The organism is Dokdonella fugitiva (assembly GCF_004342425.1).
In the GTDB taxonomy this organism is placed as follows: Bacteria; Pseudomonadota; Gammaproteobacteria; order Xanthomonadales; family Rhodanobacteraceae; genus Dokdonella_A; species Dokdonella_A fugitiva.
This window is the reverse complement of sequence record NZ_SLWQ01000005.1, coordinates 246,841-273,165: the sequence shown is the minus strand read 5'-3', so window position 1 is coordinate 273,165 and position 26,325 is coordinate 246,841. Positions and strand designations below refer to the sequence as shown.

28 protein-coding genes and 3 tRNA genes are annotated in these 26,325 nt (G+C 69.9%); 19 read left to right on the top strand and 12 right to left on the bottom strand.

Going from position 1 to position 26,325, the window contains the following annotated elements:
- The first annotated feature begins 31 nt into the window (after positions 1-31).
- The 17 genes from EV148_RS11305 (at position 32) to EV148_RS11225 (ending at position 11,736) form a co-directional block, all read left to right on the top strand.
- Positions 32-502, top strand: coding sequence for a low molecular weight protein-tyrosine-phosphatase (locus tag EV148_RS11305; RefSeq protein ID WP_131998133.1), 471 nt, complete (start codon positions 32-34; stop codon positions 500-502).
- Between the two features lies 1 nt (position 503).
- Positions 504-1,931 carry a thioredoxin-like domain-containing protein gene (locus EV148_RS11300; RefSeq protein ID WP_131998130.1) on the top strand — a complete coding sequence of 476 codons (1,428 nt, stop codon included), beginning with the start codon at positions 504-506 and terminating at the stop codon, positions 1,929-1,931.
- A 225-nt stretch (positions 1,932-2,156) separates the two neighbouring features.
- Positions 2,157-4,115, top strand: coding sequence for an excinuclease ABC subunit UvrC (uvrC, locus tag EV148_RS11295; RefSeq protein ID WP_131998127.1), 1,959 nt, complete (start codon positions 2,157-2,159; stop codon positions 4,113-4,115).
- Positions 4,116-4,132: 17 nt separating this feature from the next.
- Positions 4,133-4,693, top strand: coding sequence for a CDP-diacylglycerol--glycerol-3-phosphate 3-phosphatidyltransferase (pgsA, locus tag EV148_RS11290; protein ID WP_131998124.1), 561 nt, complete (start codon positions 4,133-4,135; stop codon positions 4,691-4,693).
- 120 nt (positions 4,694-4,813) lie between these two features.
- A tRNA-Gly gene (locus EV148_RS11285) sits at positions 4,814-4,889 on the top strand.
- Between the two features lie 77 nt (positions 4,890-4,966).
- Positions 4,967-5,040, top strand: a tRNA-Cys gene (locus EV148_RS11280).
- A 168-nt stretch (positions 5,041-5,208) separates the two neighbouring features.
- A tRNA-Leu gene (locus tag EV148_RS11275) sits at positions 5,209-5,295 on the top strand.
- A 182-nt stretch (positions 5,296-5,477) separates the two neighbouring features.
- The gene (locus tag EV148_RS11270) at positions 5,478-6,677 is read left to right on the top strand and encodes a tyrosine-type recombinase/integrase (RefSeq protein ID WP_131998121.1); all 1,200 of its coding nucleotides are present in this window, start codon (positions 5,478-5,480) and stop codon (positions 6,675-6,677) included.
- 173 nt (positions 6,678-6,850) lie between these two features.
- Positions 6,851-7,066: a helix-turn-helix transcriptional regulator gene (locus EV148_RS11265; protein WP_131998118.1), complete on the top strand. Its 216-nt coding sequence runs from the start codon at positions 6,851-6,853 to the stop codon at positions 7,064-7,066.
- Positions 7,063-7,500: a hypothetical protein gene (locus EV148_RS11260; RefSeq protein ID WP_131998115.1), complete on the top strand. Its 438-nt coding sequence runs from the start codon at positions 7,063-7,065 to the stop codon at positions 7,498-7,500. The genes EV148_RS11265 and EV148_RS11260 overlap by 4 nt, the downstream gene beginning before the upstream one ends.
- A complete protein-coding gene (locus EV148_RS11255; protein WP_131998112.1) occupies positions 7,497-7,931 on the top strand; it encodes a DNA primase in 435 nt (144 codons plus the stop codon). Before EV148_RS11260 ends, EV148_RS11255 begins: the two co-directional genes overlap by 4 nt.
- The gene (locus tag EV148_RS11250) at positions 7,928-9,124 is read left to right on the top strand and encodes an AAA family ATPase (protein ID WP_158287437.1); all 1,197 of its coding nucleotides are present in this window, start codon (positions 7,928-7,930) and stop codon (positions 9,122-9,124) included. Before EV148_RS11255 ends, EV148_RS11250 begins: the two co-directional genes overlap by 4 nt.
- Before the next feature lie 92 nt (positions 9,125-9,216).
- Positions 9,217-9,846 (top strand): hypothetical protein, encoded by a 630-nt coding sequence (locus EV148_RS11245; RefSeq protein WP_131998106.1) that lies wholly within the window; start codon positions 9,217-9,219, stop codon positions 9,844-9,846.
- On the top strand, positions 9,839-10,261 hold the full coding sequence (locus EV148_RS11240) for a DUF5681 domain-containing protein (RefSeq protein WP_131998103.1): 423 nt from the start codon (positions 9,839-9,841) through the stop codon (positions 10,259-10,261). The genes EV148_RS11245 and EV148_RS11240 overlap by 8 nt, the downstream gene beginning before the upstream one ends.
- 67 nt (positions 10,262-10,328) lie before the next feature.
- Positions 10,329-10,547: a hypothetical protein gene (locus EV148_RS11235; RefSeq protein ID WP_131998100.1), complete on the top strand. Its 219-nt coding sequence runs from the start codon at positions 10,329-10,331 to the stop codon at positions 10,545-10,547.
- A 242-nt stretch (positions 10,548-10,789) separates the two neighbouring features.
- A complete protein-coding gene (locus tag EV148_RS11230; protein ID WP_131998097.1) occupies positions 10,790-10,999 on the top strand; it encodes a hypothetical protein in 210 nt (69 codons plus the stop codon).
- Complete coding sequence (locus EV148_RS11225; protein ID WP_131998094.1) at positions 10,996-11,736, top strand: hypothetical protein; 741 nt, start codon at positions 10,996-10,998, stop codon at positions 11,734-11,736. The genes EV148_RS11230 and EV148_RS11225 overlap by 4 nt, the downstream gene beginning before the upstream one ends.
- A 179-nt stretch (positions 11,737-11,915) precedes the next feature.
- Here EV148_RS11225 and EV148_RS11220 read toward each other — a convergent pair whose 3' ends face one another.
- From EV148_RS11220 to EV148_RS11205, 4 genes are all read right to left on the bottom strand, one after another.
- A complete protein-coding gene (locus EV148_RS11220) occupies positions 11,916-12,398 on the bottom strand; it encodes a hypothetical protein (RefSeq protein ID WP_131998091.1) in 483 nt (160 codons plus the stop codon).
- Positions 12,399-12,558: 160 nt separating this feature from the next.
- A complete protein-coding gene (locus tag EV148_RS11215) occupies positions 12,559-13,794 on the bottom strand; it encodes a tyrosine-type recombinase/integrase (RefSeq protein ID WP_241988059.1) in 1,236 nt (411 codons plus the stop codon).
- Positions 13,770-14,135: a helix-turn-helix transcriptional regulator gene (locus EV148_RS18690; RefSeq protein ID WP_199222768.1), complete on the bottom strand. Its 366-nt coding sequence runs from the start codon at positions 14,133-14,135 to the stop codon at positions 13,770-13,772. The genes EV148_RS11215 and EV148_RS18690 overlap by 25 nt, the downstream gene beginning before the upstream one ends.
- 404 nt (positions 14,136-14,539) lie before the next feature.
- Positions 14,540-15,007, bottom strand: coding sequence for a helix-turn-helix domain-containing protein (locus EV148_RS11205; RefSeq protein ID WP_131998088.1), 468 nt, complete (start codon positions 15,005-15,007; stop codon positions 14,540-14,542).
- Positions 15,008-15,421: 414 nt separating this feature from the next.
- On the opposite strand from EV148_RS11205, the gene EV148_RS11200 reads away from it, so the two are divergent.
- Entirely contained in the window at positions 15,422-17,245 is a 1,824-nt protein-coding gene (locus EV148_RS11200; protein WP_158287436.1) for a DUF1800 domain-containing protein, read from the top strand.
- Between the two features lie 9 nt (positions 17,246-17,254).
- The gene (locus tag EV148_RS11195; protein WP_131998082.1) at positions 17,255-18,691 is read left to right on the top strand and encodes a DUF1501 domain-containing protein; all 1,437 of its coding nucleotides are present in this window, start codon (positions 17,255-17,257) and stop codon (positions 18,689-18,691) included.
- 84 nt (positions 18,692-18,775) lie between these two features.
- Here the strand turns inward: EV148_RS11195 and EV148_RS11190 are convergent, their stop codons facing one another.
- The 8 genes from EV148_RS11190 to EV148_RS11155 form a co-directional block, all read right to left on the bottom strand.
- Positions 18,776-19,744, bottom strand: coding sequence for a 5-oxoproline transporter, DUF979 family subunit (locus EV148_RS11190; protein WP_131998079.1), 969 nt, complete (start codon positions 19,742-19,744; stop codon positions 18,776-18,778).
- Complete coding sequence (locus tag EV148_RS11185; protein ID WP_131998076.1) at positions 19,731-20,423, bottom strand: DUF969 domain-containing protein; 693 nt, start codon at positions 20,421-20,423, stop codon at positions 19,731-19,733. Before EV148_RS11185 ends, EV148_RS11190 begins: the two co-directional genes overlap by 14 nt.
- On the bottom strand, positions 20,420-21,196 hold the full coding sequence (locus EV148_RS11180; protein ID WP_131998073.1) for a LamB/YcsF family protein: 777 nt from the start codon (positions 21,194-21,196) through the stop codon (positions 20,420-20,422). Before EV148_RS11180 ends, EV148_RS11185 begins: the two co-directional genes overlap by 4 nt.
- A complete protein-coding gene (locus tag EV148_RS11175) occupies positions 21,193-22,185 on the bottom strand; it encodes a 5-oxoprolinase subunit C family protein (RefSeq protein ID WP_131998070.1) in 993 nt (330 codons plus the stop codon). Before EV148_RS11175 ends, EV148_RS11180 begins: the two co-directional genes overlap by 4 nt.
- The gene (gene pxpB / locus EV148_RS11170; RefSeq protein ID WP_131998067.1) at positions 22,182-22,913 is read right to left on the bottom strand and encodes a 5-oxoprolinase subunit PxpB; all 732 of its coding nucleotides are present in this window, start codon (positions 22,911-22,913) and stop codon (positions 22,182-22,184) included. The genes EV148_RS11175 and pxpB overlap by 4 nt, the downstream gene beginning before the upstream one ends.
- On the bottom strand, positions 22,910-23,326 hold the full coding sequence (locus EV148_RS11165) for an HIT domain-containing protein (RefSeq protein WP_131998064.1): 417 nt from the start codon (positions 23,324-23,326) through the stop codon (positions 22,910-22,912). Before EV148_RS11165 ends, pxpB begins: the two co-directional genes overlap by 4 nt.
- Positions 23,323-23,997, bottom strand: a complete 675-nt coding sequence (locus EV148_RS11160) for a dienelactone hydrolase family protein (protein WP_131998061.1) — start codon at positions 23,995-23,997, stop codon at positions 23,323-23,325. The genes EV148_RS11165 and EV148_RS11160 overlap by 4 nt, the downstream gene beginning before the upstream one ends.
- Before the next feature lie 76 nt (positions 23,998-24,073).
- Positions 24,074-26,191, bottom strand: coding sequence for a tetratricopeptide repeat-containing diguanylate cyclase (locus EV148_RS11155; RefSeq protein ID WP_158287435.1), 2,118 nt, complete (start codon positions 26,189-26,191; stop codon positions 24,074-24,076).
- Positions 26,192-26,325 lie beyond the last annotated feature (134 nt).

Here is a 26,325-nt window from a genome sequence, read left to right as displayed (position 1 = left end):
CGCGCAGCAGACGGATTCCTGGCGCAAGTCGATGGACAACCAAGAGAAACAGCGGATCCTCTTCATCTGCATGGGGAACATCTGCCGTTCGCCGACGGTCGAGGGTATCGCGCGCGCCGAATTCGCGCGCGCCGGGCTCGACATCGAAGTCGATTCCGCCGGTACCGAGGACTACCACGTCGGCGAACCGCCGGACGAGCGCGCGATCCGCGCCGCGGCCGCGCACGGCTATGACATCGCCGGCCTGCGCGCGCGCCAGGTCACCAGCGCGGACTTCGAGCGCTTCGACCTCGTATTCGCGATGGATCGCATGAACCTGCTCGCGCTGCAGCGCTTCCATCGCGGTCTCGGCGTCGAGCCGGCGCTGTTCCTCGGCGACACCGAGCTGCCCGATCCGTACTACGGAACCGCGCGCGACTTCGATCGCGTCGTCGAGCTGTCGCGCAAGGGCGTCGACGTGCTGATCCGCCGCCTGCGTCCGCCCAAGGCGCGGCGCGCCTGACATGAGCGAACGCGGACCCGCGCCGCCGCTGCCGGCGGACCTCGAGTGGGTCAACACCGACGTGCCGCCGCGCCTGGAAACGCTGCGTGGGCGCGTCGTGCTGCTCTGGTTCTGGAGCTACGACAACGTCAACAGCTGGAACCTCATGCCGCAGCTGCGCCGGCTCGAGGAACAGCATCACGACGGTCTCGCAGTGATCGGCGTGCATTGCCCGAAATATCCGCACCAGCGTGACGGCGAGGCATTGCTGCGCGCCGTCAACCGCCATCGCCTGCGCCACCCGGTCGCGAACGACCGCGACTTCCGCGCCTGGCAGGACTACGGCATCGCTGCGTGGCCGAGCGTCGCACTCGTCGATGCGACCGGGCGATTCGCCGCGATCTACGCGGGCGAGGGACGCGGCGCGGAGATCGAGGCGCACGTCGGCGCGCTGCTCGACGAAGCCGCCGCACACGACCAGCGCGTGTACGAGCCGACCGAGGCGGTCGCGCGTCCGGAGCCGCGCGGCGTGCTCGCGTTCCCGGCCGGCCTGCTCGTCGACGAACAGCGCCTGTTCGTCGCCGACACCGGCCACGATCGCGTGGTCGAGTGCAGTCACGACGGCCGCGTCGTGCGCGTGTTCGGCAGCGGCAATGCGGGCCATGCCGACGGCGTCGCCGCGCTCGCGTGCTTCCGCCAGCCGCACGGGCTCGCGCGACGCGGCAACGCGCTGTATGTCGCCGATACCGGCAATCATTGCGTGCGCCGTGTCGACCTCGTCAGCGGCGAAGTCGACACCGTGCTCGGCACCGCGCGCGCTGGACGCTCGCGGCCGGTCGCCGCGGAAGCGACGGCAACGGCGCTGAACACGCCGCTCGGCCTGGCCGCGGTCGGCGACGACCTGTTCGTCGCCGTCGCCGGGCAGCACCAGGTCTGGCGTTTCGAGCCGGCCACCGGGCTCGTCTCGGTGCTCGCCGGCACCGGCGACCTCGGGCTCGCCGACGGCCATGGCAGCGAAGCCGCGTTCGCGCAGCCGACCGCACTCGCCGCGATCGGTCGTGAACTGCTCGTCGCCGATGCGGCGTCGTCGGCGATCCGTGCGATCGACGTCGACAGTGGCCGCGTCGACACCGTGCTCGGCCGTGGCCTGTACGTGTTCGGCGACGCGACCGGTGCGCGCGTCGAGGCACGCCTGCAGAACCCGCTCGCGCTCGCCGCCGACCCGCGCGGATTGCTCTACGTCGCCGACAGCTACAACGACGCGATCAAGCTCGTCAGCCGGCGCAGCGGCGAAACGCGCCCGCTGCGCATGGCGCATCCGTTGCGCGAGCCGCAGGCGCTCGCGGTCGCGCGCAACATGCTGTGGATCGCCAATACGAACCAGCACGAGATCATCGCGATCGACCTTGCCCACGGCGCGCTGCGGCGCGTGCCGGTCGGCGAAACCTGAACGACGCAAGACTCCGGCGGCGCGCTCGCGCTTCGTCTCGGCGTTCAAGGGCATGGCGGCTTCCGCCGCCCACACGACCGCGGCGCGCATCCGCAGCGTCGCGGCGCACCGGGGCGTGACGGCCGCGCACAGGTACCGCACGCACCGCTCCGCGGGAGCGGCTTCAGCCGCGATGCTCGCCGTCGCGAGGCCGACATTCACGCGCGGGCGCAATACACTGCACGGATGTCATCCGTTTCCGCACCACCGTTCGACGGCAAGACCTTCGTTCGTACCCTGACCGGCGCGCCCGGCGTCTACCGCATGTTCGACGCCGACGACGAGCTGCTCTACGTCGGCAAGGCCGGCAACCTGAAGAAGCGCGTCGGCAGCTATTTCCTCAAGCCGAAGTTGGACCCGCGCATCGCCGCGATGGTCGGCCAGATCGCGCGCATGGAGACCACGGTCACGCGCACCGAAGCCGAGGCCCTGCTGCTCGAGGCGCAGCTGATCAAGAGCCTGAAGCCGCGCTACAACATCGTGCTGCGCGACGACAAGAGCTATCCGTACATCCATCTCACCGCCGATCCCACGCGCGCGGCGCTCGACCCCGGGGCGCCGCCGTCCGAGCGCTTCCCGCGGCTCGCGTTCCATCGCGGCGCGCGCAGCGGCAAGGGGCGCTATTTCGGGCCGTTCCCGAGCGCGGGCGCGGTGCGCGAGAGCCTGGACCTCATCCAGAAGCTGTTCCGCATCCGCAACTGCGAGGACAGCTATTTCCGCAACCGCTCGCGGCCCTGCCTGCAGCACCAGATCGGTCGCTGCACGGCGCCGTGCGTCGGCCTCGTCGCGCCGGAAGACTACGCCGCCGACGTGCGCCACGCCGAGATGTTCCTCGACGGCCGCGCCGGCGCGGTCATGGACGAGCTGGTCGCGACGATGGAACGACTCAGCGCCGACCTCGCGTTCGAGCGCGCCGCGGTCGTGCGCGACCAGATCGCCGCGGTCAAGCGCGTGCAGGCGCGCCACTACGTGCAGGGCGCCAGCGCGGACATGGACGTGATCGCCTGCGCGATCCGCGGCGGCATCGCCTGCGTCAGCGTGCTGTTCTTCCGCAACGGCGTCAGCCTCGGCTCGCGTGACTTCTTCCCGCGCCTCGCCGGCGCCACCGACGAAGCGGCGATCCTCGGTTCGTTCATCGCGCAGTACTACCTCGAACGGCCGGTGCCCGCCGAACTGATCGTGAGCCATGCGCCCGACGACGCTGCGCCGCTCGCCGAAGCGCTCGCCGGCCACGCCGGCCACGCGGTCGAGATCAAGGCGAGCGTGCGCAGCGATCGCGCGCGCTTCCTCGACCTCGCGCGGCGCAACGCGGACGCGGCGCTCGCCTCGCGCCTGGCGAGCCGGCAGACCCTGCTGAACCGCTTCGAGGCGCTGCGTGACCTGCTCGAGCTGGACGAGACGCCGCAACGCATCGAGTGCTTCGACATCAGCCACACGATGGGCGAGGCGACGGTCGCCTCGTGCGTCGTGTTCGGTCCCGAAGGGCCGGAGAAGTCGCAGTATCGCCGCTTCAACATCACTGGCATCACGCCCGGCGACGACTACGCGGCGATGCGCCAGGCGCTGCAGCGGCGCTTCCGGCGCGAATCGGCGGCAGCGTCGGCCGCGCTCGCGCAGGAACCGTCAGGCGATGCCGGGCAGGGCCCGCCCGAAGCGCCGCCGTCGACCGCGCCGGCCAAACCACCGCTGATGGCGCGCCTGCCGGACCTGCTGCTCATCGACGGCGGCAAGGGCCAGCTGCAGCAGGCGATCGACGTCCTCAACGAACTCGGCCTCGAGGGCGTGCCCGTGGTCGGCGTCGCCAAGGGCGAGGCGCGCCGCGCCGGCGACGAAACCCTGATCGTCGGCCGGTCCGGCCGCACCCTGTTCCCCGGTCCGGAGTCGCCCGCCTCGCACCTCGTGCAGGCGGTGCGCGACGAGGCGCACCGGTTCGCCATCACCGGCCATCGCGGGCGTCGCGAGAAGGCACGCGAAGCGAGTACGCTGGAGGAAATCGCCGGCGTCGGCGCGCGCCGGCGCGCGGCGCTGCTCAAGCACTTCGGCGGGCTCGGCGGCCTGTCGAAGGCCGGCGTCGAGGAACTCATGCAGGTCAGCGGGATCAGTAGACAGCTGGCCGAACGCATTTATGCGACCTTCCACGGATGACACCACCCGACCGACCGATGCATATCACGATCCCGACCGCGCTTACCCTGTTCCGCATCCTGCTCCTGCCGGTGATGGTGATCGCGTTCTACGCGCCGTTCCACGGCGCCAACGTCGCCGCCGCGCTCATCTTCATCGCGGCCGCGATCACCGACTGGCTCGACGGCTGGGTCGCCCGGCGCTGGAACATGGGTTCGGCGTTCGGCGCGTTCCTCGACCCGGTCGCCGACAAGCTCATGGTCGCGATCACGCTGTTCCTGCTCGTGCAGGAAAACCCGACGCCGCTGATGGCGGTCACCAGCGCGGTCATCGTCGGGCGCGAGATCAGCATCTCGGCACTGCGCGAATGGATGGCGGAGATCGGCGAGCGCGCGACCGTACGCGTGGCGGCGATCGGCAAGATCAAGACCGCGATGCAGATCGTCGCGATCGTCGTGCTGCTCTACCAGCACGACCTCGAAGGCCTGCGCCTGTTCCACGTCGGCGAGGGGCTGCTGGTGATCGCGGCGGGACTCACGATCTGGTCGGGGATGCTGTACGTGCGCGCGGCGTGGCCGATCCTGCGCCAGCAGCGCTGACGCGCGGGGCCGTACATGAAGCGCGCGACCGGGACGACCGCTCTTTTGCACGTGCGACGATCGATGATCGCAAATCCACGCTTGACACCTGCGCGCCAAACCGTATTATGCGCGTCCCACGCGGGAATAGCTCAGTTGGTAGAGCACGACCTTGCCAAGGTCGGGGTCGCGAGTTCGAGTCTCGTTTCCCGCTCCAGTTTCGATGAAACCCCGGCACGCCGGGGTTTCGTTTTTCTGCCGGACGTCGCAAGATGCACGGCACGCGACAGCCACGGCTTGGTGGCAGAGTGGTCATGCAGCGGACTGCAAATCCGCGTACGCCGGTTCGATTCCGACCCAAGCCTCCATCCGCGCCGCGCACCCGCGATGCCGGTGGCCAAAAGGACCCGCAGCGATGCGGGTTTTTTTGTGCCCGCGATCCGCCAGCCCGCGCACGGGCCGGCGCCATGTCCCGAGGCGCGGCATCCCGGCGCGCGCGATCCAGGCGCGCAGACGCTACCATCGCCTCGTGCGCTGCCCGGATGGCGAAATCGGTAGCCGCAAGGGACTTAAAATCCCTCGACCGCAAGGTCATCCCGGTTCGAGTCCGGGTCCGGGCACCAAAGCAGCCTCCACAACGGTCCGCCAACGTCCGGCGTCTGCGTGAAAAGGCCATAAATCGAGCGGTATTTCGTCCAGTAGGGTCCGCGAGCGTTCGGTTGAATCCGGCGAGCCTTGGGGGTATCGTCCGGGGTATCGGGCCTGCGTTGGCCCTGTCTGCGGGGGTACGCACGTGACGGCGCGCATGGGAAAGCTGACGGCGCTCGCGATCAAGAGCGCGGCACCTGGGAAGCTGTTCGACGGTGGCGGCCTGTTTCTGCTCGTGAGGCAGAGCGGCTCGCGTCTGTGGCGCATGAAGTACCGTTTCGCCGGAAAGGAGCTGCTGCTCTCGTTCGGCGCATACCCCGAGGTCTCGCTCGCCGAAGCGCGCCAGCGTCGCGACGAGGCGCGCGCATTGTTGCGCGAGGGTGTCGACCCATCGCAGGCGCGGCGCGCTCGCAAGGTCGCCGCTCGAGTCGGGGCAGCGGAAAGCTTTCGGGCGATCGCCGACGAGTGGCTCGCGCGGCAGAAGGACGCGCTCGCGCCGGTCACGCGCGCGAAGGCGCAATGGCTGCTCGGGTTGCTCGCGCCGATTCACGCGATGCCCATTGCGGCGATCGCCGCGCCGGATGTGCTGGCCGCACTCCGGCGCATCGAGTCCGCTGGGACGATCGAGACCGCGCATCGCGCGCGCCAGAAGGCGAGCCAGGTATTCCGCTACGCGGTCGCGACCGGACGCGCGATGCGCGACCCGACTGCCGACCTACGCGGCGCGCTCGCGCCCGTCGTCGCGACATCGCATGCTGCGATAACGGATCCCTCGAAGGTCGCCGAGCTGCTCCGCGCGCTCGACGGCTACATCGGACAGCCGACGACGGCCGCTGCGCTCAAGCTTTCGGCGCTGCTGTTCGTGCGTCCCGGCGAGCTGCGAGCGATGGAGTGGGCGGAGGTCGACCTCGACGCGCACGAATGGCGCATCCCGGCCAGCCGGATGAAGATGCGCGAGGGGCACGTGGTGCCGCTCGCTACGCAGGCGGTCGCGATTCTGCGTGCGATTCAACCGCTCACGGGATCGCGCCGCTACGTGTTCCCGAGCTTGCGGACGCCTGACCGGCCCATGAGCGAGAACACCATCACGGCTGCTCTGCGCCGGCTCGGCTACGACGGCGACACGATGACGGCGCACGGGTTCCGCGCGATGGCCTCGACGCGTTTGAACGAAATGGGGTGGTCGCCTGACGTGATCGAGCGCCAGCTCGCGCACGCCGAGCGAAACAAGGTGCGCGCCGTCTACAACCGCGCGATGTATCTCAAGGAGCGCATCAGGATGATGCAGGCGTGGGCCGACTACCTCGATGCGCTGCGCTCGGGTTCGAACGTCGTGCCCATGCGCGCAGCGCGTTGACGGATCGTTGAGGACTGTCAACACGGAAAATCAAGGCCTTGCGCAGATCGCGCGTGCCGAGCTACAGCGCAAGTCGTTGATCCGATAGCTGCAAGGCCGCTGATTCGGCGCGATGGAGTGTCAACGCGCGCCGGACGATTCTGGACGCACCTGATCCCAACAAGGTGCGCCCCATGCAAGAGCTTGCCACCCAGCGCCTCATTCGGCTGCGCGAGGTCATGCACCTCACCGGCTTGGGCCGGTCACAGACCTACGCGCTCGTCGCGCAGCGCAAGTTTCCGGCACCGATCAAGATTTCGGAGCGGTGCGCCGCTTGGCGTGAAGCGGAAGTGTGTGCATGGATCGCCGACCGCGTTGCGGCGTCGCGTGCACGCAAGGCGGCCGCATGAGCGCGCCGCTTCGCTCCGCAGATCGCGCGGCAGCGCTCGAGGCCGCGTTTCGCGCGCTGTTCGCGCATCACCGCGCGTCGCAAGAGCTCGGCCGCGCCTCTGTCGCCCTGGCTGCGCATGTCCGTCTCCCGAACGGCAAGACCGATCGCGCCGTTGCCGCCCTGCTCTCCGACGTGCGCGACGCATTGCGCGCCGCGGTCATCGCCGCCGATGTCGAGAGCATGCGCACCATATGCGACGCGCTCAGCGCGCTGCGCTATCCGGCGTCGTCGCGCCGCCTGACGCAGCTTCGCGTTGCCGTGCGCCGGCTGGGGTCGGACCGTGGCCTCGCGCGCATCCCCGAGTGGAAGGCCGCGGCTGACGGGCTGCTGCGCGCCCTCGCTGACCATCGGCGCGTCGCGGATCGCCGCGAGAGCCGCAGGCACTTCGCTTGAGCGTCGACGCACTGCTGTCGCGCTTGATCGGCGTCCGCCGCAGCGGTAACGGCTGGACAGCGCGTTGCCCGGCGCATGACGATCGCACCGCCTCGCTGTCGATCGCCGTCGGTGATGACGGACGCGTGTTGGCCCACTGTTTCAGTGGATGCCCGGTCGCCGACGTCGTGGGCGCTGTCGGGCTCAGCGTCGCGGACCTCTTCGCTGCCCGCCTGGGCGATCACTCGCCAATGGCGCGAGAGGAGCGCCGCCGCGCTGCGCGCGATGCGGATTGGTCCGCGGCGGTGCGCGTGCTCGCACGCGAGAGCGCCGTCGCGCTCGCGGCTGCCAAGGCCATCGAAGATGGTGCCTTGTTCGACGCCGACGACATCGCGCGGCTGCGCGAGGCGATCGACCGCATCCAATGCGCGCGCGAGGTACTGACCGCATGAGCGCCGCTCCCGAGTTGTTGCCGCGACGCCTGCGCGACATCGACGAACTGTCTGAACGCGACCTCGCTCGGCTCGACAATGCGCGCCGATGGTTGCGCCCGGCGCCGGCGATGACCGTCGAGGCATCGCTGCGCGTCGTCGAGGTGGGCGATCTCGCCGCCGCGACCCTGCAGGCGCCCGAGTTCGTCGTCGACCGCATCGTTCCGCGCGGACACGTCACGCTGCTCGGCGGGCACGGCGGCACGGGCAAGAGCACGCTCGCGCTCGCGATCGCTGCCCATGTTGCCGCCGGCGTGCCGTGGGCCTCACTCGCGTGCGCGCAGGGGCGCGCGGTGTTCGTCTCGCTGGAAGATCCCGGCGAGCTTGTCCGCTGGCGCCTGCGCGCGATCTGCGACGCCTACCAGCTCGACGCGTTCGCCGTCGCGCGCAGTCTCATCATCCTCGACGGAACCGAGGCCGATGCAACCGCGCTCGCGTACGAACTCGTCATCGCCGGGCGTGCCGTGCTCGAGCCGACCTCGACGATGCACCAGGTTCGCGATGCGGCCGCCGATGCGGCGCTCGTCGTGATCGACAATGCATCCGACGCGTACGACGCGAACGAGAACGATCGCCGGCAGGTCCGCACGTTCGTCCGCGCGCTCGCCAAGATCGGGCGCGACGCCGGCGCCGCGGTGTTGTTGCTCGTGCACGTCGACAAGCACGCTGCGCGGCACGGGGCGAGCGGAAACACGTTCAGCGGAAGCACCGCGTGGCACAACAGCGCGCGCTCGCGCCTCGCGCTCGTCGACAGCGACGGCGCGCTCGAGCTGCGGCACGAGAAGGCGAACCTGTGCCGCCGCGTTGACTCGATCCCGCTTCGCGTCAACGCGGCAGGCGTCCCGCTGCCGGCGGCTGCCGGGGACGCCACCGGCGGCGACGACTTGTTGCTGCTGCACTGCCTGCGCGCAGCCATCGTGCGCGGCGACGTCATCGGCTGCCACCGCACCGGCTGCGCCACGACGTACACGACCGCCGTAGACCTCCCCGGCTTCCCTTCGGCGCTGCGGGCCAAGCCGCGTTTCTGGGCCGCCCTGGCGCGCCTCGAGGATTCCGGCGAGCTCGTGCGCGAGGAGTACCTGACCCCGCAGCGAAAGGTGCGGCGGCGGTACGCGATCCGGGCGCATGCGCCGAATGCGCCGAATACGGGTTAGGCGCATTGGGTTAATCGGCGCGCGCATGTGCGCCGAATTAATCCCTAGGGGTATGGGGATTTGGAGCAGCGCAGTTTTCGGGAGCCGATGAGATGTCTGAGCAGCACCAGCAAGCCATGAGGAACGCCGTTTTCATTCGGGGTTTGGGCAGGATGAGGAACGCGTATCGCTTGGAACACCGCGTGTCCAGGCTCGGGCCCTGGCAGTCGAATGCTTGTGACCGCGTCGCCTTGTTGCTTTGTTACCTCCAGACCGGTTGGGGGGTGTATGCATTCGATGTTCGGGAGAAGCCCGCCGTATTCAGCGCTTGGCAAACCATGGCGCTAGTTCCCGAGAGGATCTTCGCATCGCCGTCGATAGTGATGCTGAGCAAATTCTTCCCTTGCGCCTGCGAAGGCGAACCCCTACACGAGTTTGTTGTCGCGAAATACTCAGTGGGAGATCACGTTCGAGCCGAAGCCGAAATCGCGTTTGAGCGTCACGATGCGAAGTTTATCGAGGAAATTCCTGCGAACGTTTTTTTCGACTGCGCACCGCAGGAGCAGCGCGATGCGATCGCACGCAATCGTGCTGAGTTTGATTCCCTGATGGCTCAGGGCGGCCTCCTCTACGACACAGTGACTGAGATCAGAGCCGCTGCTAGCGAAGCGTACGGAATCCGTGACGCCGAACACACGCCGGGCGGCGCTGATATAAACAGTGAGGGAGCAGCACATGGCTGAGCGTGGAAGGCCCTTCAAGCCGGGGCAGTCTGGCAACCCGAAGGGGCGGCCGCGCGGCATCGTCGACAAGCGTTCGCGCATTCGCCAAGCGTTCGATGGCGCGATGCCTGACGTCCTGCAGGCGTTGCTTCACCGCGCGCGCAACGGCGACGTTGCCGCGATTGCGCTCGTGCTCTCGCGCGTGGCGCCGCCCCTGCGCGCGACGCGCGAGCCCATCGTGGTCGAGTCGGCTGCGAACGCCACGACGCCGGCAGAGGCCGCGCAGGCGCTCGTGCGCGCCGCCGCGGCTGGCGAACTGGCGCCCGACGTCGCGGCCGAGCTGATCGCCGCACTGCGCGGTTGCTCGGACATTCGCCAGGCGGACGAGATCGAGCGCCGGCTGGCCGAGCTGGAGGGAAATGCCGATGCGTCGTGACCTGATTCGCCGACTCGGCGCGCTGGAAGCGAAGCGCGCGCGACATGGCGGCGCCGAATGCGCGCCTGTGCCCGAAGGCGTGCGCCGAGACGTGCTGCGCGAGGCCGCCGCGTGCGAGCGGCGCGGCATGCCCGCGCACGCTGCGTCGGCGCGCCGGCTGGCGGACGGGCACATCGTCGGACGTGGCCTGCTCGTGCCGGCCGTGATCGACGCCGACACGTGGTCGCGCCTGGCGCGCGATCAGCAGATCGAACTCGCTGACCTCGAGCGGAGGGCGTCGGCATGAGGGGCATGCGCTCCCGGCTTGCGCGGATCGAGCGGCGCCTCGAGCGCGTGCGCGCGACTCGCGATCTGCCGCAGTCCGCCGTTGTCCTGTACTCCCCAAGCGAGCGCGACCTCGCCGCGGCCAAAGCGGCCAATCCACGCGCGCCGATCATTGCGCTGACGCTCACGCCGCGCACGGCGAGGCCTGTATAGCAAACCCGCTGCCGCGCGGTTCGCGGCGAACGACAAAAGAGGCACGCACCCATGAAAGGTTTCAATCCTCAGGCACTCGTGAACGGCGCAAGCGCCGCGCACGCGCCGGCCGCGCCCGCATCGAATCCCGGCGCCGGCCTCGTCGCGGAGGGCATGCGCCCGGTCGACGCTACCGGCAATGCCGCCGCGCACGACCGCGGAAACCACGACCACAGCAACGCGCCGAAGCACGACCCGCAGCGCATCGGGGGCTCGCGATGAACCACGCAGAATCACTCCGCTTTGCGGAGAGCTTTTCCGAACTCGGCGTTACCCCGATCTGGGGCCAGGTCGAGCGGGGCGAGCCCGACGGGATATCCGCTCTCCGCCTTGCGACTGGCGGCGTTGTTGCGCTGCGCGCGCCGCTTCATGCCAATACGGACCACGCCGAGTTCAACCACGCAGCGAAGGTGCTGCGCATCGCCGCGAGCGCCGCGAAGCGCATTGCCGACGTGGAGGCCGACGCCACGCGCACCGACGCATGGAAGGCCGAGCAGCGTCGAGCCATCGCCGCGGCGGCTCGCAACGAGATCGAGGGCGCGCGCGTAGAGGCGATGAAGCGCATCGACGAGTTCGCGGAGGCCGACGCGAAATCATGCTCGCCGCCGCCGCTGGCGATGAACGATGCCGTCGGTGCGGCGGAGGATCGCGAGGTGCGCGACCTCTGGCGCGCGATGTCGCCCGATGCGCAGGCAAGGCTCGCGCACGAACTTATGGACGGGAAGCATCCGCGCGCGCTCGTCGCGCTCATGCGTTCGCCCATGCCGTTGCCCGGCGTGCTCGCGGCGACGCTGCCGACCGCCTGGGCGAACGCGATGGCACGGGCCAACCCGCGCGAGGCGACGCTGCGCAGCGAAGCGCAGGAGCGTCTCGCGTGGCTTCGTACGGTCGTCCCGCAGTACGTCGAGGCGATCGATGCGCTCGCGCCGAAGAAGAGTCTCGAGATCCGCGCGGCGTGATCCGTTCCCGCGTGCGCCAGCCATTCGCCCCGCCTCACGCGGGGCGCTTTTTTGGGGTTCAGGTCGGGGTATCGCTCAATCTTGCGTCAGCAAGCTGGCAGGTAAATCAGCACGTTGGCGCGTGAATGCGGGTGCTGCATGCGGCATCGAATATCGCTTTGGATCAATGCTCCCGCTCCCTACACGAACAAGCGCATTAACCAGTTCGATGGCCATTCCCACACCCGCCGCGTATACAGGCCGAGCGAGCGCATGGCGTCGTTGTACGCAACGCGCTCCAAGCTTCGTAGCGTGTCGTCGACGCTCGCCTCGGCCCGCACGTAGGCCGCATGCAGATCCTCGTCCGATAGCACAGGCGCTTCCGCAAGAATTTCGGCGAATTGGCGGCGCCACGCGCGATGTGCTGCGCCTCGCTCCTCCCAGCGCCCAAGGATGTCGAGAACGCCGGTGATCGTGACTACCAAGCCCGCTACAAACACGCCGCCGGGCTGCGATTGAACCCAACTCGTCACGGCCGACGCACCAGCAAGCAATGAGACGAGCGACGCCAACCATTTCAACCGTCGGAAGAGCGTAGCGTGAAGCTCGTGCAAACGGATCTGGTAGATGAGGTCGTTTCGGGCCTCAGTCGAGGTTCGCGCCTGCATCTCGTCGGGTCGCATTTGAGCCTAGCCCTGCTTCGACGGCGGTGGCGGCGGCGGGACGGTTCGAAATGGCGGCAGATTGCGAGGATGCGGGGTAGGCGGTTGCCGCGGCGGCGGCGGTGCGGGCTTGGTCGTCAAGGCACTTCTCCAGTAGTGGACGGGTGCGAGCGGCCAAAGGCTACCACCGCATATCCCGCGGTGGGGATCGCCCGGGCTGCGTGACGCTCCCACAGTACGCCGCCCAGGCGTCGGCGAGCGCGCGGCGCTTCGCCAGCAGGTTGCCGCGCCGATACGCCTGCTCGGTCTTGTCGCCGACGGTGTGCGCCAACGCGATCTCGATCGCGTCGGTCGGGAAGTCGGTCTGCTCGGTCGCCCAGTCCTTGAAGGTCGAGCGGAAGCCGTGCACGGTGATGTCGCCGCGACCCATGCGGCGCAGGAGCGCGAGCATTGCGTTGTTGCTGATCGGCGCCCGCCGATAGGTGAACAGCGCCCCTTCCGTGACGCCGGTCGCGCGCACGACGCCGAGCGCGGCGGCCGAGAGCGGGACGACGTGTTCCCTGCCCGCCTTCATGCGCGACCCTGGCACGGTCCATAGCGCCGCGTCGACGTCGATCTCGCCCATGGTCGCCGCTCGCGCCTCGCCCGTTCGCGCGCAGGTCAGGATGGTGAACTGCAGCGCCAGCGCGGCCGGGCCCTGCGGCAGCGCGCGTAGCGTGGCCATGAACGCCGGCAGTTCGCTGTAGTGCAGCGCGCTCATGTGCCGCACGCGCGACACGCGGGACGGCTTGGGGAGGATCCGCTGCAGGTGCCCGCGCCAGCGCGCCGGGTTCTCGCTGCCCGCCGCCCGGTACCGCTTCACCGCAGCGTAGTCGAGCACGGCTTCGATGCGCTGGCGCACGCGCGTGGCCGTCTCTGTCTTGGTTGTCCAGACAGGCTCCAGCACGCGGAGCACGTGCGCGAGGTCGATCGCCGCAACCGGCATGCGGCCGATGACCGGGAACGCGTACGTCCCGAGCGACTGCCGCCATTGATCGGCATGTTTGGCGCTGCGCCATCCGCCTGCGTTCGCATCGATGTACTCCGTCGCGACCGCCTCGAAGGTGTGAGCGTTCTGCGCGCGTGCGCGCGCTCTGGCGTCGATGGGATCGATGCCGTCGGCGAGCTGGCGTCGGCACTCCGCCGCGCGTTGGCGCGCCTCTGCGAGCCCAACCATCGTGGCCGAGCCGAGCCCCATTTCGCGCGCGCGACCGCGCAACATGAACCGCAAGACCCAACTCCGCGCGCCGCTTGCGGTAATCTGCAAATACAGGCCGCCGCCGTCGGCGATGTATCCTGGCGTCGTCGCGGTCGCGACCGCGCGCGCGGTGAGTCGGTGAAGTTGGCGGCAGCTCATGCGAAGAGCCGCGCCTTCCAATCCGCGACCGCGGTTGCGTGCCAGCGCGACATCGTGCCGACCTTCGCCGGCGCAGGAAAGCGCCCCTCGCGGATCAAGCGGTAGAGCGTGCTGCGGCTCATGGCCGTATCTGCCATGACTTCGCGTGCGGTCATGAGTGCCGCGGTCGACTTGGTGGCCGCCGGTGGCTGAGAGCATGCGGCGCGCGGCTGTCCAGCGATTCCGCTCAGCGCGTCCGTCAACTCGTCGTAGCGGTCGTCGAAGTCGGGCGGCAGGGCTGCAATCGCGCCGTTCGCGCATGCTCGGTCGGCGACCTGGGTCAGCAGCTCGATCGCGGTGCGCAGGGCGGTGCTCGTGTCCATGGTGTCGATCCTCTCGTCGCGCCGAAGTGGCGCCGAGAAATTCGAGCACAGCGGAGCTACTAGCGCCGGTAGACGCATCTACCAACTACGGTAGCTTTTGGAGCCGCATCGGAGCGGCTCGCCCCGCGCCAAGCGCGGGGGTTCTTTCGGGGGTATCTGCTCGGGTTGTCGCATGCCGATGCTCTGTAAATCAATAACATGCGTGCGCAATGCGACGCCGGGTCCGGGCACATCGCGCACGCACGCGCGCTGCGTTTCCATGTCGACCACGGCCGATCATGTGAACGCGTTTCGTCATCCCAGGCGGCGGGGATCTGACGTCCTAAGCCGATGCAGATGGAATTTCGCTTTCGCGAGGGTGACGTGCGCCGTGCTGCTCGTCTGCTTGAACGCGCGTGACTGCTTCAGCGCTTGCGCGACGGCTTCTCCGCCGCCTGTGCCTCTTCGAGGCGTCGCATCGCTTCCTTCTTGCCGATCGTGCGCAGCGCGGCGATGGCGGCGACCTGGTTGGCGCGCGGGACGGTCTTGCCGTGTTCCCAGTTGTAGACCGACTGCATGCTCGCGCCGAGCAGGGTGGCGAGTTGGTCGGCCGAGAGGCCGAGGCGCGCGCGCATCGACTTGAAGCCCTTGGCCGAGAAACGGTTCCTCACTTCGCCTTCGCCGGACTCGGCGGTCGCGGCCTGGGAGGCGCCGGCGGCGCGCTTGGAGAGCTGCTTGTTCTGCCGCTGCAGGTTCGCGATTTCGCGCTTGAGCGCGGCAATGTCGCGGCGGTGCGCGGCGCTCGTCTTGCGCAGCGTACCGATTTCACCGCGGATTTCCTTGCGTGCGAGGCGTGTGATTTCGGCTTTGAGGAACGTGGCGATATTGGGCATCTTGGAATCTCAGGGTGGGGGATGTTGCGAGGTCTAGCATATCCGCAAGCGCGCAATCCATGAAAACACATGCGGCATGCCAGGGAGAAAAACGCGGCGTGCAAGCGGGCTGCGCCGCTCGTGCGGCCATTGTCGGCTGCGGGCGGGCTCGAAAATGACGCCGCTTGACCGATTATCCGCCGGAAACGACCTGTGAGCGGGTCGGCAGTCGGAATGTGGCATGGCGCACCCTCCGGCGCCAGTGCGGCCCGGTAGAGTCCCGCCGCCGCCGCGACGCTCTCGCGGGACCTGGGGAGAGAGGGAGTCCATATGCTGCCAGCAAGGAATGTCCGCAGGCTGTTGCGCCTCGCGGTGATGCTCGTGTGCACGGCGTCGGGAGCGTCCGCGTTCGCGCAATCGCACTCGCCCGATGCCATGCTCCGCGACGGTTTCGAAGGCGCGGCCGCCGGGCCGACGAATGACGCGGACGCCTCGCGCTTCCTCGCGCAGGCGACGTTCGGGCCGACCGACGCCGACATCGCGCATCTGCGCGCGATCGGCTACCAGGCCTGGCTGAACGAACAGTTCGCCGCGCCGCCGACCTTCGAGATGGATTATCTCGACTGGGTCGGCAACACGCTGCACGAGCAGGTCGGCCACCAGAACCGGCGCGAGGCGTGGTTCCTCGCGGCGCTCGGCGGCCCCGACCCGGCCAACAACGCGCTCATCCATACCGACCAGTTGCGCCAGCGCATGGCCTTCGCGCTGAGCGAGATCCTCGTCGTGTCCGACCAGAACGCGCAGCTGGCCGAGTTCCCGGAGAGCATCGCGTACTACTACGACATCCTCGTCGCTAACGCATTCGGCAACTATCGCGCCCTGCTCGAGCAGGTGACGCTGAGCCCCGCGATGGGCACCTACCTCAACATGCGCGGCAACCAGCGCGCCGATCCCACGCGCAACATCCATCCGGACGAGAACTACGCGCGCGAGATCAACCAGCTGTTCAGCATCGGCCTCGTCATGCTCAAGCCGGACGGCACGCCGCAACTCGACGCGGGCGGCCATCCGATCCCGACCTACTCACAGGCGACCATCTCCGCGTTCGCGCACGTGTTCACCGGCTGGAACTGGTACGACTGCGACGACAACGGGTTCGACAACTTCACCGACTGCGGGCCCGACTACACCACCGGCGAGAACTGGTTGCACCCGATGGCGCCGTACGACCAGCCGAACCATCCGCGCAACGGCGACCCGAGCTACCACGACAACGGCACCGGCCCGAACGACATGCATGCGAAGCAGCTGCTCGTCTATCCGGGCGCGCAGGCCGGCGGCGTGCTCGCCGACGGCGGCTCGGCGGCGAGCGACCTGCAGTTCGCGCTCGACAACATCTACGGCCATCCGAACGTCGGGCCGTTCATCGCCAGGCAGCTGATCCAGCGACTCGTCACGAGCAATCCGAGCCCGGCCTACGTCAAGCGCGTCGCCGACGTGTTCAACGCGAACCGCACGAGCCCGAACCAGTTGCGCGCGGTCGCGCAGGCGATCCTGCTCGATCCGGAAGCGCGCTACGGCCACTTGTACAGCGACAAGTACGGCAAGCTGCGCGAACCGCTGATCGCGCTGACACATTTCTGGCGGGCGATGGACGCGCGCCACACCTGCGGCCGCAACTTCACCCAGGGCACGGTGCAGTACCACTACGCGAACCAGCCGTACCGCTACGCCGGCTACTCCACCGCATGGGGCACCGACGACGACCAGTACGGCTCGGGCGTCGCGCAGGCGCCGATGAACGCGTTCTCCGTCTTCAACTTCTTCAAGCCGAGCTACCTGCCGCCGGGCGAGATGACGCAGGGCAACCTCGTCGGCCCGGAGTTCCAGCTGCAGACCGAGAGCGTGATCGCCAACACCGCCAACAGCGTCGAGGGCAGGGCGTTCTACTTCGACGTCGCCCGGGTATGCGACGCCGGCGACGACTTTGGCGAGGTCAAGGTCAACCATGCCAAGGACCTCGCGCTCGCCGGAAGCGGCAGCGGCGGCGCGGCCGATCCGGCCGATCGCCTCGTGGATGCGTACAACAAGCGCTTCATGTCCGGGCAGATGTCGCCGTTCATGCGCCAGACCCTGCTGACGTACCTCAACCGCATCAATTCGAGCTGGACCGAAGGCGTGAGCGACTGGCGGCTGTGGCGCATCCACACCGCGCTGTACCTCATCTTCAATTCGCCCGAATACATGGTCCAGAAGTAGGAGCCGCCCATGCGTACCGATCGTCGCAAGTTCATCCGGGACACGATCTGCGCCGCGCTCGGCGGGGTCAGCATGTACTCCGCGCTCGGCGGCATGAAGCTGCTGCAGGCGGCGGTTCATCGCACCGATTACACGTTCACCGACTACAAGGCGCTCGTCTGCGTCTTCCTGTACGGCGGCAACGACAGCTTCAACACGGTCGTGCCGATTTCCGGCAGCGCGCGCACGAACTACCAGCTCGTGCGCCCGAACCTCGCATTGCCGAGCGCCGGCCTGCACGCGCTCAACGCGCCCGCGAGCGGCGCCGGCAGCCCCGGCGACGGCTCCAGCTACGGCCTGCACGCGTCGATGCCCGAGCTCGCCGCGTTGTTCAACGCGAACCATGCGGCGATCGTGGCCAACGTCGGGGCGCTCGTGCGCCCGACCACGAAGGCGGAATACCAGGGCGGTTCCGCCGTGCTGCCGCCGCAGCTCTTCTCGCACGCGGACCAGGCCGCGTACTGGCAATCGTCGCCGCCGACCAACTCGCCCGTGACGGGCTGGGGCGGACGCATCGCGGACCTCGTCGCGAGCGCGAATCCGCCCGACATCCCGATCCTCACCTCGCTCGGTGGCCAGGATGCATTCGTGCGCGGCGAGTCCGTCGCCGGATACGTGATGAATTCGTACGGACCGAACGTCATCGACTTTCCGTACGAGCTCAGTGGCAACGGCGCGCTGCGCACCGCGTTCGACGCGCTGCATGCACAAGGACAGGCGAACGTGCTCGAGCGCACGTTCGGCAACGCGATGCGCCATTCGGTCGCGACCGCGTCGTTGCTGCGCGCGACCCTGTCCGCGTCCGGCATGCCCGACTTCGGCAGCTACTTCACCGGCGCCGGCGAGATCGGCGACCAGCTCGAAACCGTGGCCAAGCTGATCTGGGCTGCCAACAACGGCGTACCCGGTTACGCCGGGCTCAAGCGCCAGGTATTCTTCGTCACCGATGGCGGCTACGACACGCACGGCAACCAGCTCGCGACGCAGGCCGACCTGCTCGTCGGGCTGTCGAAGTCGCTCGCGGGCTTCCATGCCGCGCTCGCTTCGGTGAACCTCGCCGACCGCGCGACCGCGTTCACCGCGTCCGACTTCGGTCGCTCATTGTCGAACAACGAGGACGGCAGCGACCATGGCTGGGCCTCGCACCAGTTCGTCGTCGGCGGCGCCGTCGATGGCAGGAAGTTCTACGGCGACAACCTCGCGGGCACGGGCTCGGCGCAGATGCCGAGCCTCGCGCCGTCGGCGCAGAACCCGAACGACGGCGGCTACGGCCAGATGATCCCGACCACGTCGGTCGAGCAGTATTCGGCGACGCTCGCGAAATGGTTCGGCCTCACTGACGGCGACATCGACCTGATCCTGCCGAACCTCGGCAATTTCAACACGCGCTACCTCGGCTTCGTCTGAGCCCGCATCGGCGGCGGCTGCCGTGCTCGTTCGAGAGCATCGCGGCTTCCGCCGCTCCCGCAGCGCGCACTCGGCCCTGGGCCCTCAGAAGGCCAACCCCCACAACAACCCCACATTGACCAGCAACAACCCGATAGCCGTCGGCAGCTGCGCGCGGATCACTGCGTACTGGTCCGGCAGCTCGAGCAGGACGACGGGCACGATGTTGAAGTTCGCCGCCATCGGCGTCAGCAGGGTGCCGCAGTAGCCGGTCAGCATGCCGATCGAGCCGAGCACGGCCGGATGCGCGCCGTGGCGTTGCACGAGCAGGGGCAGGCCGATGCCGGCCATGAGCACGGGGAAGGCCGCGAACGCGTTGCCCATGATCGCGGTGAATAGCACCATGCCGGCGGCGAACGCGAGCAGGCAGGCGATGCGGCTGTCGGTCGGGATCACCATCGCGACGAGCGCGGCAATCGCATCGCCGACACCTGTCGCGGCGAACACGCTGCCGAGCGTGGCGAGCAGCATCGGCAGCAGTGCGGCCCAGCCGAGCGCATCGAGCAGTGCGTGGCCCTCGTGCAGCCCGCCGACGACGCGCGCGCCGGTGACGCGCAGCGCGACCGCGAATGCGACGACGCTCGCGATGCCGAGCGCGATCAGGGTCGACTGCTTCGCGTCGACGAGCGCGCGCAGCGGCGCGGGGCCGTACTGCGCGGCGAGCGCGACGACGAGGGTTACGAGCGGAATGAGCAGGGCGGGCCCGAACAGACGGTTGCCGAGCCGATCCGCCTCCGCGCGTCGCGCCTCCGCCAGCGCGGCTTCGTCGCCGGGCGTGCGGCGGTCGCCGAGCGCGGCCATCACGCCGAGCGCGATCACGCCGACGCCCATCGCCTGCGCCGGCCAATGCGTGCCGTTTCGCGCGGCGGCGAGGATCGCATCGCCGGCGAGCAGGGGCAGCGCGAGGATCGCCCAGAAAGCCGCCGTCGCGCGCCTGCGCTCGCGCAGGTCCGCGACCGCGGCGAACAGCAGGAACGCGCCGAGCAGCATGTAGACCGGTTCAAGCGTCAGCATCGCGTTTCCTCCCCGCCGTGCGGTGCAGCCTGCGGTTGAACCAGGCGATGCGCAGCGCGTGGATCACGAACGCGGCGATCGCCGTCGGCAGCGCCCACAACGCGATCGCCATCGGCTCGAGCGCGATGCCGTGCCCGGCATAGAAACCCTGGATGAGCAACACCGCGCCGAAGGCGAGGAACACGTCTTCGCCGAAGAAGCGGCCGACGTTGTCGGTCGCGGCGGCGAGCGCGCGCACGCGGTCGCGATCCTGATCGTCGAGCGCTTGGCCTTCCTGCGCGGCGGCGGCTTCGCTCATCGGCGCCAGCAGCGGACGCACGGTCTGTGCATGTCCGGCGAGATCGATGAGGCCGAACATCGACAGCAACTGGCGCAGGCCGAGGTAGCAGACGAGCAGGCGCGACAGCGTGAGAGAGCGGAAGCTGGCGATCCAGCCCCGCGCACGATCACGCAGGCCGTGGCGCTCGAGCAGGCCGATGACCGGCAGGGTGAGAACGAACAGCAAGAGCGTGCGATTGGCGACGAACGCGGTGCCGAGCAGCTCCAGCAGTTCGCCGAGCGGCTTGCCCGCGGCGATGCCGCTGGCGAGCCCGGCGACGACGACCACGAGCGCAGGGTTGCGCCGCAGTGCGAAGCCGAGCACGACGATCGCGACGCCGACCAGCGGCCAGTAGTTCATGCGGCGCGCCTGCCCGCCGGACGGGCGATCGCGATGCCGGCGTCGAGCAGGGCGCGGTGCAGGTGCTGCGCGAAGCGGGCCGCGTCGGGGCGGTCGCCGTGCACGCAGATCGTGTCGGCGTGCACCTGCAGCCAAGCGCCGCCGCGCACCGCGATCGCTTCGCCGCGGGCGAGGGCGAGCGCCTGCGCGACGGCGCCGCCGACGTCGTCGATGACCGCGTCGGCTTCGCGCCGCGACACCAGCGAGCCGTCGGCCTCGTAGCGGCGGTCGGCGAACGCCTCGTGGGCGACGACGAGGCCGGCGCGTTCGCCTGCACGCGGCAGTTCGCTGCCGGCGAGCCCGACCAGTCGCAGCGCGGGATCGAATGCGTGCACGGCCTGCGCGATCGCGTCGGCGAGTGCGGCGTCGCGCGCGGCCATGTTGTAGAGCGCGCCATGCGGCTTGACGTGCGTGAGGCGCGTGCCGGCGGCGCGCGCGAACGCGGCGAGCGCGCCGACCTGGTACAGCGTCATCGCGTGCGCTTCGTCGATCGACACGCGCATCTCGCGCCGGCCGAACCCGGCGAGGTCCGGCAGCGACACGTGCGCGCCGATCGCGACGTTCGCGCGTCGCGCGAGCGCGACGGCATGGCGCATCGTGCCCGGGTCGCCCGCGTGGTAGCCGCAGGCGATGTTCGCCGAGCTGATGTAGGGCATCACGGCTTCGTCGTCGCCCATGCGCCAGGCGCCGAATGATTCACCGAGGTCGCAGTTGAGGTCGATCGTGCGTGTCATGGTGCGATCCGCAAGGGTTCCAGCCGCGCGGCGATGTCCGCACACAGGCGCGCGAGGCGGCTTTCGCATTCAAGATAACGCGTTTGCGCGTCGTCGAGGTCGATCGGTGCGAAGCGCACGTGATCGCCCGGGCGTCGCTGCGCGAGGCGTGCGAGGTCGATCGCGGCGACCTGGCCGATGCGCGGATAGCCGCCGGTGGTCGGGTGTTCGGCCATCAACGCGATCGGCTGGCCACCCGGTGGCAACTGCAGGGTGCCGGCGGCGACCGGCTCGCTGACGGGTTCGAGCGGCGCGGCGAGCGCAAGGCGCGGGCCGTCGAGGCGCAGCCCGACGCGGTTGGAATCCACGCCGACGCGGAATGCCTGCGTGTACAGCGCTGCACGCGAGGCCGCATCGAGCGCATCCGCGTGTCGTGCACGCGCGAGCCGGATCGGTCGCGACGGCTCGGGATCGAACCACGGTCGTGGATCGAGCGAGAAGCGCCCGAGGGCGCGGAACGCGCCGTCGCCGGCGCAGCCGTCGTCGAGCATGAACGCCGCCGGCGCGACCCGGACGACGTCGCCGGCGCGTAGCGGCGCGCCGAGTCGAGCGTTGACGTCGGTCGCCGCGCTGCCGAGCAGGCGCGGCGTGGCGAGGCCGCCGGCGACGGCGAGGCAGGCCCATGCGCCGCGCCGCGCGCGACCGCAGTCGAGCACGGTCCCTGCTTCGATGCGCACGGGGCACCACGCGGGCAGCGGCGTCGATGCGACGCGGGCGTCGAACTCCGCACCGGCCAGCGCGACCGTCACCGTTCGGGTGAAGCGCAGGCGCGGCCCGAGCAGGCCGATCTCGAGCACGGCAGCGTCCGGCGCATTGCCGACGAGCGCATTGGCGAGGCGCAGCGCGATCGCATCCATCGGCCCGGCGCGGCCGATGCCAAGCGCGGCATGGCCGTCCCGTCCGCGGTCCTGCACGGTCGTGAGCAGGCCGGCGTGCAGCACCTCGATCATCGCGTCGCCTCGCGCTCGATCGCGTCAAACTCGCCGGCCGTGATCGCGCGGAAACGCACGGTGTCGCCCGGTGCGAGCAGGCAGGCAGGTTCGCGCCGCGCATCGAACAGCGCCAGCGGCGTGCGGCCGATCAGTTGCCAGCCGCCGGGCAGTTCCGACGGATAGATGCCGGTCTGCGCACCGCCGATCGCGACCGAGCCGCGCGGCACGCGCGTGCGCGGCTGCGCGCGCCGCGGCGCGTGCAGCGACGCATCGAGGCCGAGCAGGTAAGGAAAGCCGGGTGCGAAGCCGAGCATCGCGACCCTGTAGTCGCCCGCGGCGTGGCGCGCGGCGAACGCTTCGCCCGCCATCCCGAGCATGGCCGCGAGTGGCTCGAGATCCGGGCCGTGCGCCCCGCCGTAGCAGACGGGCACCTCGATCGTCCGCGCCGCCCGCGTGGATGCGTGCGTCGCCGCCGCGAGCGCTTCGCGCACCGCGGTCGCGAAGCTCCGCCACGGTACGTCGTCGCGCCGGTGCCAGGCAGCCGGCGCGTAGTGCAAGGCGAGGCTCGCGTACGCCGGCACGATGTCCGTGACGCCCGGCAAAGCCGCGGCGCGCAGGGCCGCCGCGGCAGCATGCACGCGCGCGTTGGTCGCGGCGTCGATGCGTTCGCCGAAGCGCAGCAGCAGGGTGGTTTCGCCGAGCGGCTCGACGTCGAACGCGGACGACGGTGCGCCGGCGGCCGTCAAGCGAGCGCCGGGCCGAGCGCGCTGCGCAACGCGTCGAGGCGTTCGGCGAGCGCCGCGGGTTCGTAACGCACGCGTTCACCCTCGCCCCACACCGGCCGCGGCCAGGCCGCATCGGTGGTATAGCGTGCGATCACGTGCACGTGCAGTTGCGGAACGACGTTGCCGAGCGCGGCGATGTTGGTCTTGTCCGGACGCAGCAGCGACTCCAGCGCGCGCCCGACGCCGTCGAGTTCGCCGAGCAGGCTGGCGCGGTCGGTCGCGTCGAGGTCGAACAGTTCGCGCGCGCCGGCGATGCGCGGCACGAGGATCAGCCACGGGAAGCGCGCATCGTCCATCAGCAGCACGCGCGACAGTGCGCCGTCGCCGATCTCATGCGTGTCGGCGGCGAGGCGTGGATCGAGCGCGAAACTCATGCGCGCCCCGCGAGGTGCTGGTCGAAGAAGGCGAGCGTGCGTTCGAGCGCGAGCGTCGCGCTCGCGGCGTCGTAGGCGCGCGGATCGACGGTGCGATCGAATGCATGCCCGGTCGGATACGTGTACACCTGCGCATCCGGCCAGGCGGTGCGCTGCCGCTCGATCGCCTCGGGCGGGATCGACGCGTCGCGTTCGCCGAAATGGAACATCACCGGTGCGCGCAGCGCCGCACCGACGTGGTTGACGTTGCGCGCGCCGTAATAGCTGACCGCCGGCATCGCAAGCCGCTGCGCCGCGAGCAGGGCGACGGTGCCGCCCCAGCAGTAGCCGACGCAGCCGATGCGCCCGGCCGACGCGATCGCTTCGGCCGCACTCGCGACGTCCTCGACCGCGAGATCGAGGCCGACCTCGCCGGCGAGCTCGCGACCGCGCCGGAAGCCTTCTTCGTCGTAACCGAGTTCGACGCCGGTCTCGACGTGGTCGAAGAACGCGGGCGCGATCGCGACCCAGCCGTGCGCGGCGAACCGATCGACGACGGCACGCATGTGCGCGTTGACGCCGAAGATCTCCTGCGCGACGACGAGGCCGCCCTTCGGCGTGCCCTCCGGTCGCGCGAGGTAGGCGCCGATGCACTGCATGCGCGAGGTGTTGAGCTGGATCGACTGGCCCATGCGGGACTCCGCCTGCGGAAAGCCGCTACGTTATTTCGATCGGTGGTGCCGGCACAACCGATCGCGCGCCGCGCATTCAGGCCGCGTAACGGTGCACGCGGTTGCGGCCGTCGTGCTTGGCGGCGTACAGCGCGCGATCGGCCGCCTCGAGCAGGGCGGCGACCTCGCTGTCGCCACCGGTGTCGGAGAGGAACGCGATGCCGATGCTCACGGTCGCGATGCCGCGCAGCTCGGGCATGAGCCAGGCGAGCTGGGCGGCGACGTGCGTGCGCATGCGTTCCGCGACCGCCATCACATCGGCCGGCTTGCGCGCGCGCATCGCCGCGATGAACTCCTCGCCGCCGAAGCGGCCGAGCAGGTCGTCGCCGCCGAGGCAGTCGCGCATCGCATGCGCGCCGACGGTGAGCGCGCGGTCGCCGAGCAGGTGGCCGCGCAGGTCGTTGATCTGCTTGAAGTGGTCGAAATCGACGAGCAGCACGGCGAACTCGTCGCCGCTCGCGCGCGATTCGCGCAACGCGCGCTCGATGCGCTCGAGCACGTCGCGGCGGTTCGACACGCCGGTGAGCCAGTCGGTCGTCGCCGCGTGGTACAGCTCGGCGGCCTGCTGCTCGAGGCGAGCATTCGCTTCGCCGAGCGCCGCGCGCTGTCGTTCGATCTCGACGTTGCGCTGGGCCAGCGCGCGGTTGAGCCGGCGCACGCCGCGATGGCGCCAGATCAGCGCGACGAGGGCGAGGGCGAGCCCGCCCAGTGCGATCGCGCCGAAGCGCCGCTGCACCGCCTGTGCCTGCAGGCGCGCCGCCTGCAGTTCGTTGTCCTTGGCGAGCATGGCGAGCCGCTGGTCGGCGTCCGAGCGCGCGTGGCGCACCTCGAGCGCGGAGAGCTGCCGGCTTGCGCGGATGCCGATCAGTTCCTCGCGCGCGGCCGCGGACTTGTGCGCGTAGCGCAGCGCCTCGGCATCGTCGTGTTCGGCGCGCGCGAGCTGCTCGCGCAACGCGTATGCCTGCGCGAGTTGCGGGCGCAGGCGCGTCGCCTCGAGGCCGGCGATCGCCTCGTCGATGAGGCCGCGCGCGCGCAGGTAATCGCGCTGGGCCAGCGCGATCTCGGTCTGGTGCAGCAGCGAGCGGGCGACGAGTTCGCGCTGGCCAAGCTCGCGGCCGATCTCGAGCGCGCGGTCGAAATGCGCGGTCGCCGCGGCGGTCTGCTTCTCGCCGAGCAGCGCGCGCCCGAGTTCGAGGTGCTCGAAGCCCTGGTGCGGCCGGTCACCGAGCGCGGCGTCGATCGCCAGCGCGTCCTCGGCCGCGCGGCGCGCGCCGGCGTAGTCCTCGATGTCGTTGAGCAGGCTCGCGTAGGCGCCGGTCGCCGACGAATACATCGACGGTATCCCGCTGTGGATCGCCGCTTCGGTGGCGCGTTCGAAGTACGCGCGCGAGGCCGCGGTGTCCTCGATCTCGCGGTAGAGCAGGGCGAGGTTGCGGTAGACGTTGGACAGCCTGTCGCCGGTGCGCTCGCGCTCGGCGACCGCACGCAGCTGCGCGTCGAGCGCCTGCGCGAAATCGCCGCGGTCGCGCAAGATCGTGCCGAGGTCGGACAGCGCGCGCATCGCGCCGATGCCGTTGCCGGCCGACTTGAACAGGTCGAGCGCGCGCTGCTGGTGGGCGACCGCATCGTCGAGGCGGCCACGCCGCCGCTCGAGCACGCCGAGCGCGTTCTCGGCCTGCGCTTCCGCGTTGGCGTCGCCATGCCGGTGCGCGAGCACGCGCAGGCGCTCGGCCAGTTCGCGCGAGCGCGCGTAGTCGCCGAGCGCGAGCGAGCTCTGCGCGACGAGCGTGGTCAGCAGGATCGTCGCCGGGGTATCGCCGCGCTGCTGCGCGGCGGCCAGCGCACGCGTCCACAGGCGGTCGGCGACGTCCGGCAGGTCGAGCGCGGAGCCGATGTCGCCCGCGCACATGAGCAGTTGCTGGCGCGCCCAGGCGCCACCGATCGCACCGGCGACCTGGACCGTGACGGGATCGGCGAGCGTCGCGTCGACCGCGGCGGCGATCTGCCGGCTGCCGGTGACGAGGCGCGCGAGGGGATGGTCCTCGGCGCCGGCGCGCGTCGCGGTGATGGCGGACAGCGTGACGAGGAGCAGGCGGCTGGCGCAGGGCGCCCGCCGCCGTCGGCGGTGGGGTGGCAGCGGGTTCCCCGGGTGCATCGCGCAGCTCTCTCCGGTCATCCGAACCGGGCCGGCGCAGGTTCCCCCTTCGCGGCCGCGCCGCCATATTAAGACCCCGGGCCAAAAAAGTCCGGGTGCGCGGCTGGAAAAACAGTGAAACTTGTGTGTCGCGC

Coding starts and splice junctions, on each gene's coding strand:
- EV148_RS11305 (WP_131998133.1), top strand. CDS start 32: ATGGACAACCAAGAGAAACAGCGGATCCTCTTCATCTGCATGGGGAAC.
- EV148_RS11300 (WP_131998130.1), top strand. CDS start 504: ATGAGCGAACGCGGACCCGCGCCGCCGCTGCCGGCGGACCTCGAGTGG.
- uvrC (WP_131998127.1), top strand. CDS start 2,157: ATGTCATCCGTTTCCGCACCACCGTTCGACGGCAAGACCTTCGTTCGT.
- pgsA (WP_131998124.1), top strand. CDS start 4,133: ATGCATATCACGATCCCGACCGCGCTTACCCTGTTCCGCATCCTGCTC.
- EV148_RS11270 (WP_131998121.1), top strand. CDS start 5,478: ATGGGAAAGCTGACGGCGCTCGCGATCAAGAGCGCGGCACCTGGGAAG.
- EV148_RS11265 (WP_131998118.1), top strand. CDS start 6,851: ATGCAAGAGCTTGCCACCCAGCGCCTCATTCGGCTGCGCGAGGTCATG.
- EV148_RS11260 (WP_131998115.1), top strand. CDS start 7,063: ATGAGCGCGCCGCTTCGCTCCGCAGATCGCGCGGCAGCGCTCGAGGCC.
- EV148_RS11250 (WP_158287437.1), top strand. CDS start 7,928: ATGAGCGCCGCTCCCGAGTTGTTGCCGCGACGCCTGCGCGACATCGAC.
- EV148_RS11245 (WP_131998106.1), top strand. CDS start 9,217: ATGTCTGAGCAGCACCAGCAAGCCATGAGGAACGCCGTTTTCATTCGG.
- EV148_RS11240 (WP_131998103.1), top strand. CDS start 9,839: ATGGCTGAGCGTGGAAGGCCCTTCAAGCCGGGGCAGTCTGGCAACCCG.
- EV148_RS11230 (WP_131998097.1), top strand. CDS start 10,790: ATGAAAGGTTTCAATCCTCAGGCACTCGTGAACGGCGCAAGCGCCGCG.
- EV148_RS11225 (WP_131998094.1), top strand. CDS start 10,996: ATGAACCACGCAGAATCACTCCGCTTTGCGGAGAGCTTTTCCGAACTC.
- EV148_RS11220 (WP_131998091.1), bottom strand. CDS start 12,398: ATGCGACCCGACGAGATGCAGGCGCGAACCTCGACTGAGGCCCGAAAC.
- EV148_RS18690 (WP_199222768.1), bottom strand. CDS start 14,135: ATGGACACGAGCACCGCCCTGCGCACCGCGATCGAGCTGCTGACCCAG.
- EV148_RS11205 (WP_131998088.1), bottom strand. CDS start 15,007: ATGCCCAATATCGCCACGTTCCTCAAAGCCGAAATCACACGCCTCGCA.
- EV148_RS11200 (WP_158287436.1), top strand. CDS start 15,422: ATGCTCCGCGACGGTTTCGAAGGCGCGGCCGCCGGGCCGACGAATGAC.
- EV148_RS11195 (WP_131998082.1), top strand. CDS start 17,255: ATGCGTACCGATCGTCGCAAGTTCATCCGGGACACGATCTGCGCCGCG.
- EV148_RS11190 (WP_131998079.1), bottom strand. CDS start 19,744: ATGCTGACGCTTGAACCGGTCTACATGCTGCTCGGCGCGTTCCTGCTG.
- EV148_RS11185 (WP_131998076.1), bottom strand. CDS start 20,423: ATGAACTACTGGCCGCTGGTCGGCGTCGCGATCGTCGTGCTCGGCTTC.
- EV148_RS11180 (WP_131998073.1), bottom strand. CDS start 21,196: ATGACACGCACGATCGACCTCAACTGCGACCTCGGTGAATCATTCGGC.
- EV148_RS11175 (WP_131998070.1), bottom strand. CDS start 22,185: ATGATCGAGGTGCTGCACGCCGGCCTGCTCACGACCGTGCAGGACCGC.
- EV148_RS11165 (WP_131998064.1), bottom strand. CDS start 23,326: ATGAGTTTCGCGCTCGATCCACGCCTCGCCGCCGACACGCATGAGATC.
- EV148_RS11160 (WP_131998061.1), bottom strand. CDS start 23,997: ATGGGCCAGTCGATCCAGCTCAACACCTCGCGCATGCAGTGCATCGGC.
- EV148_RS11155 (WP_158287435.1), bottom strand. CDS start 26,191: ATGCACCCGGGGAACCCGCTGCCACCCCACCGCCGACGGCGGCGGGCG.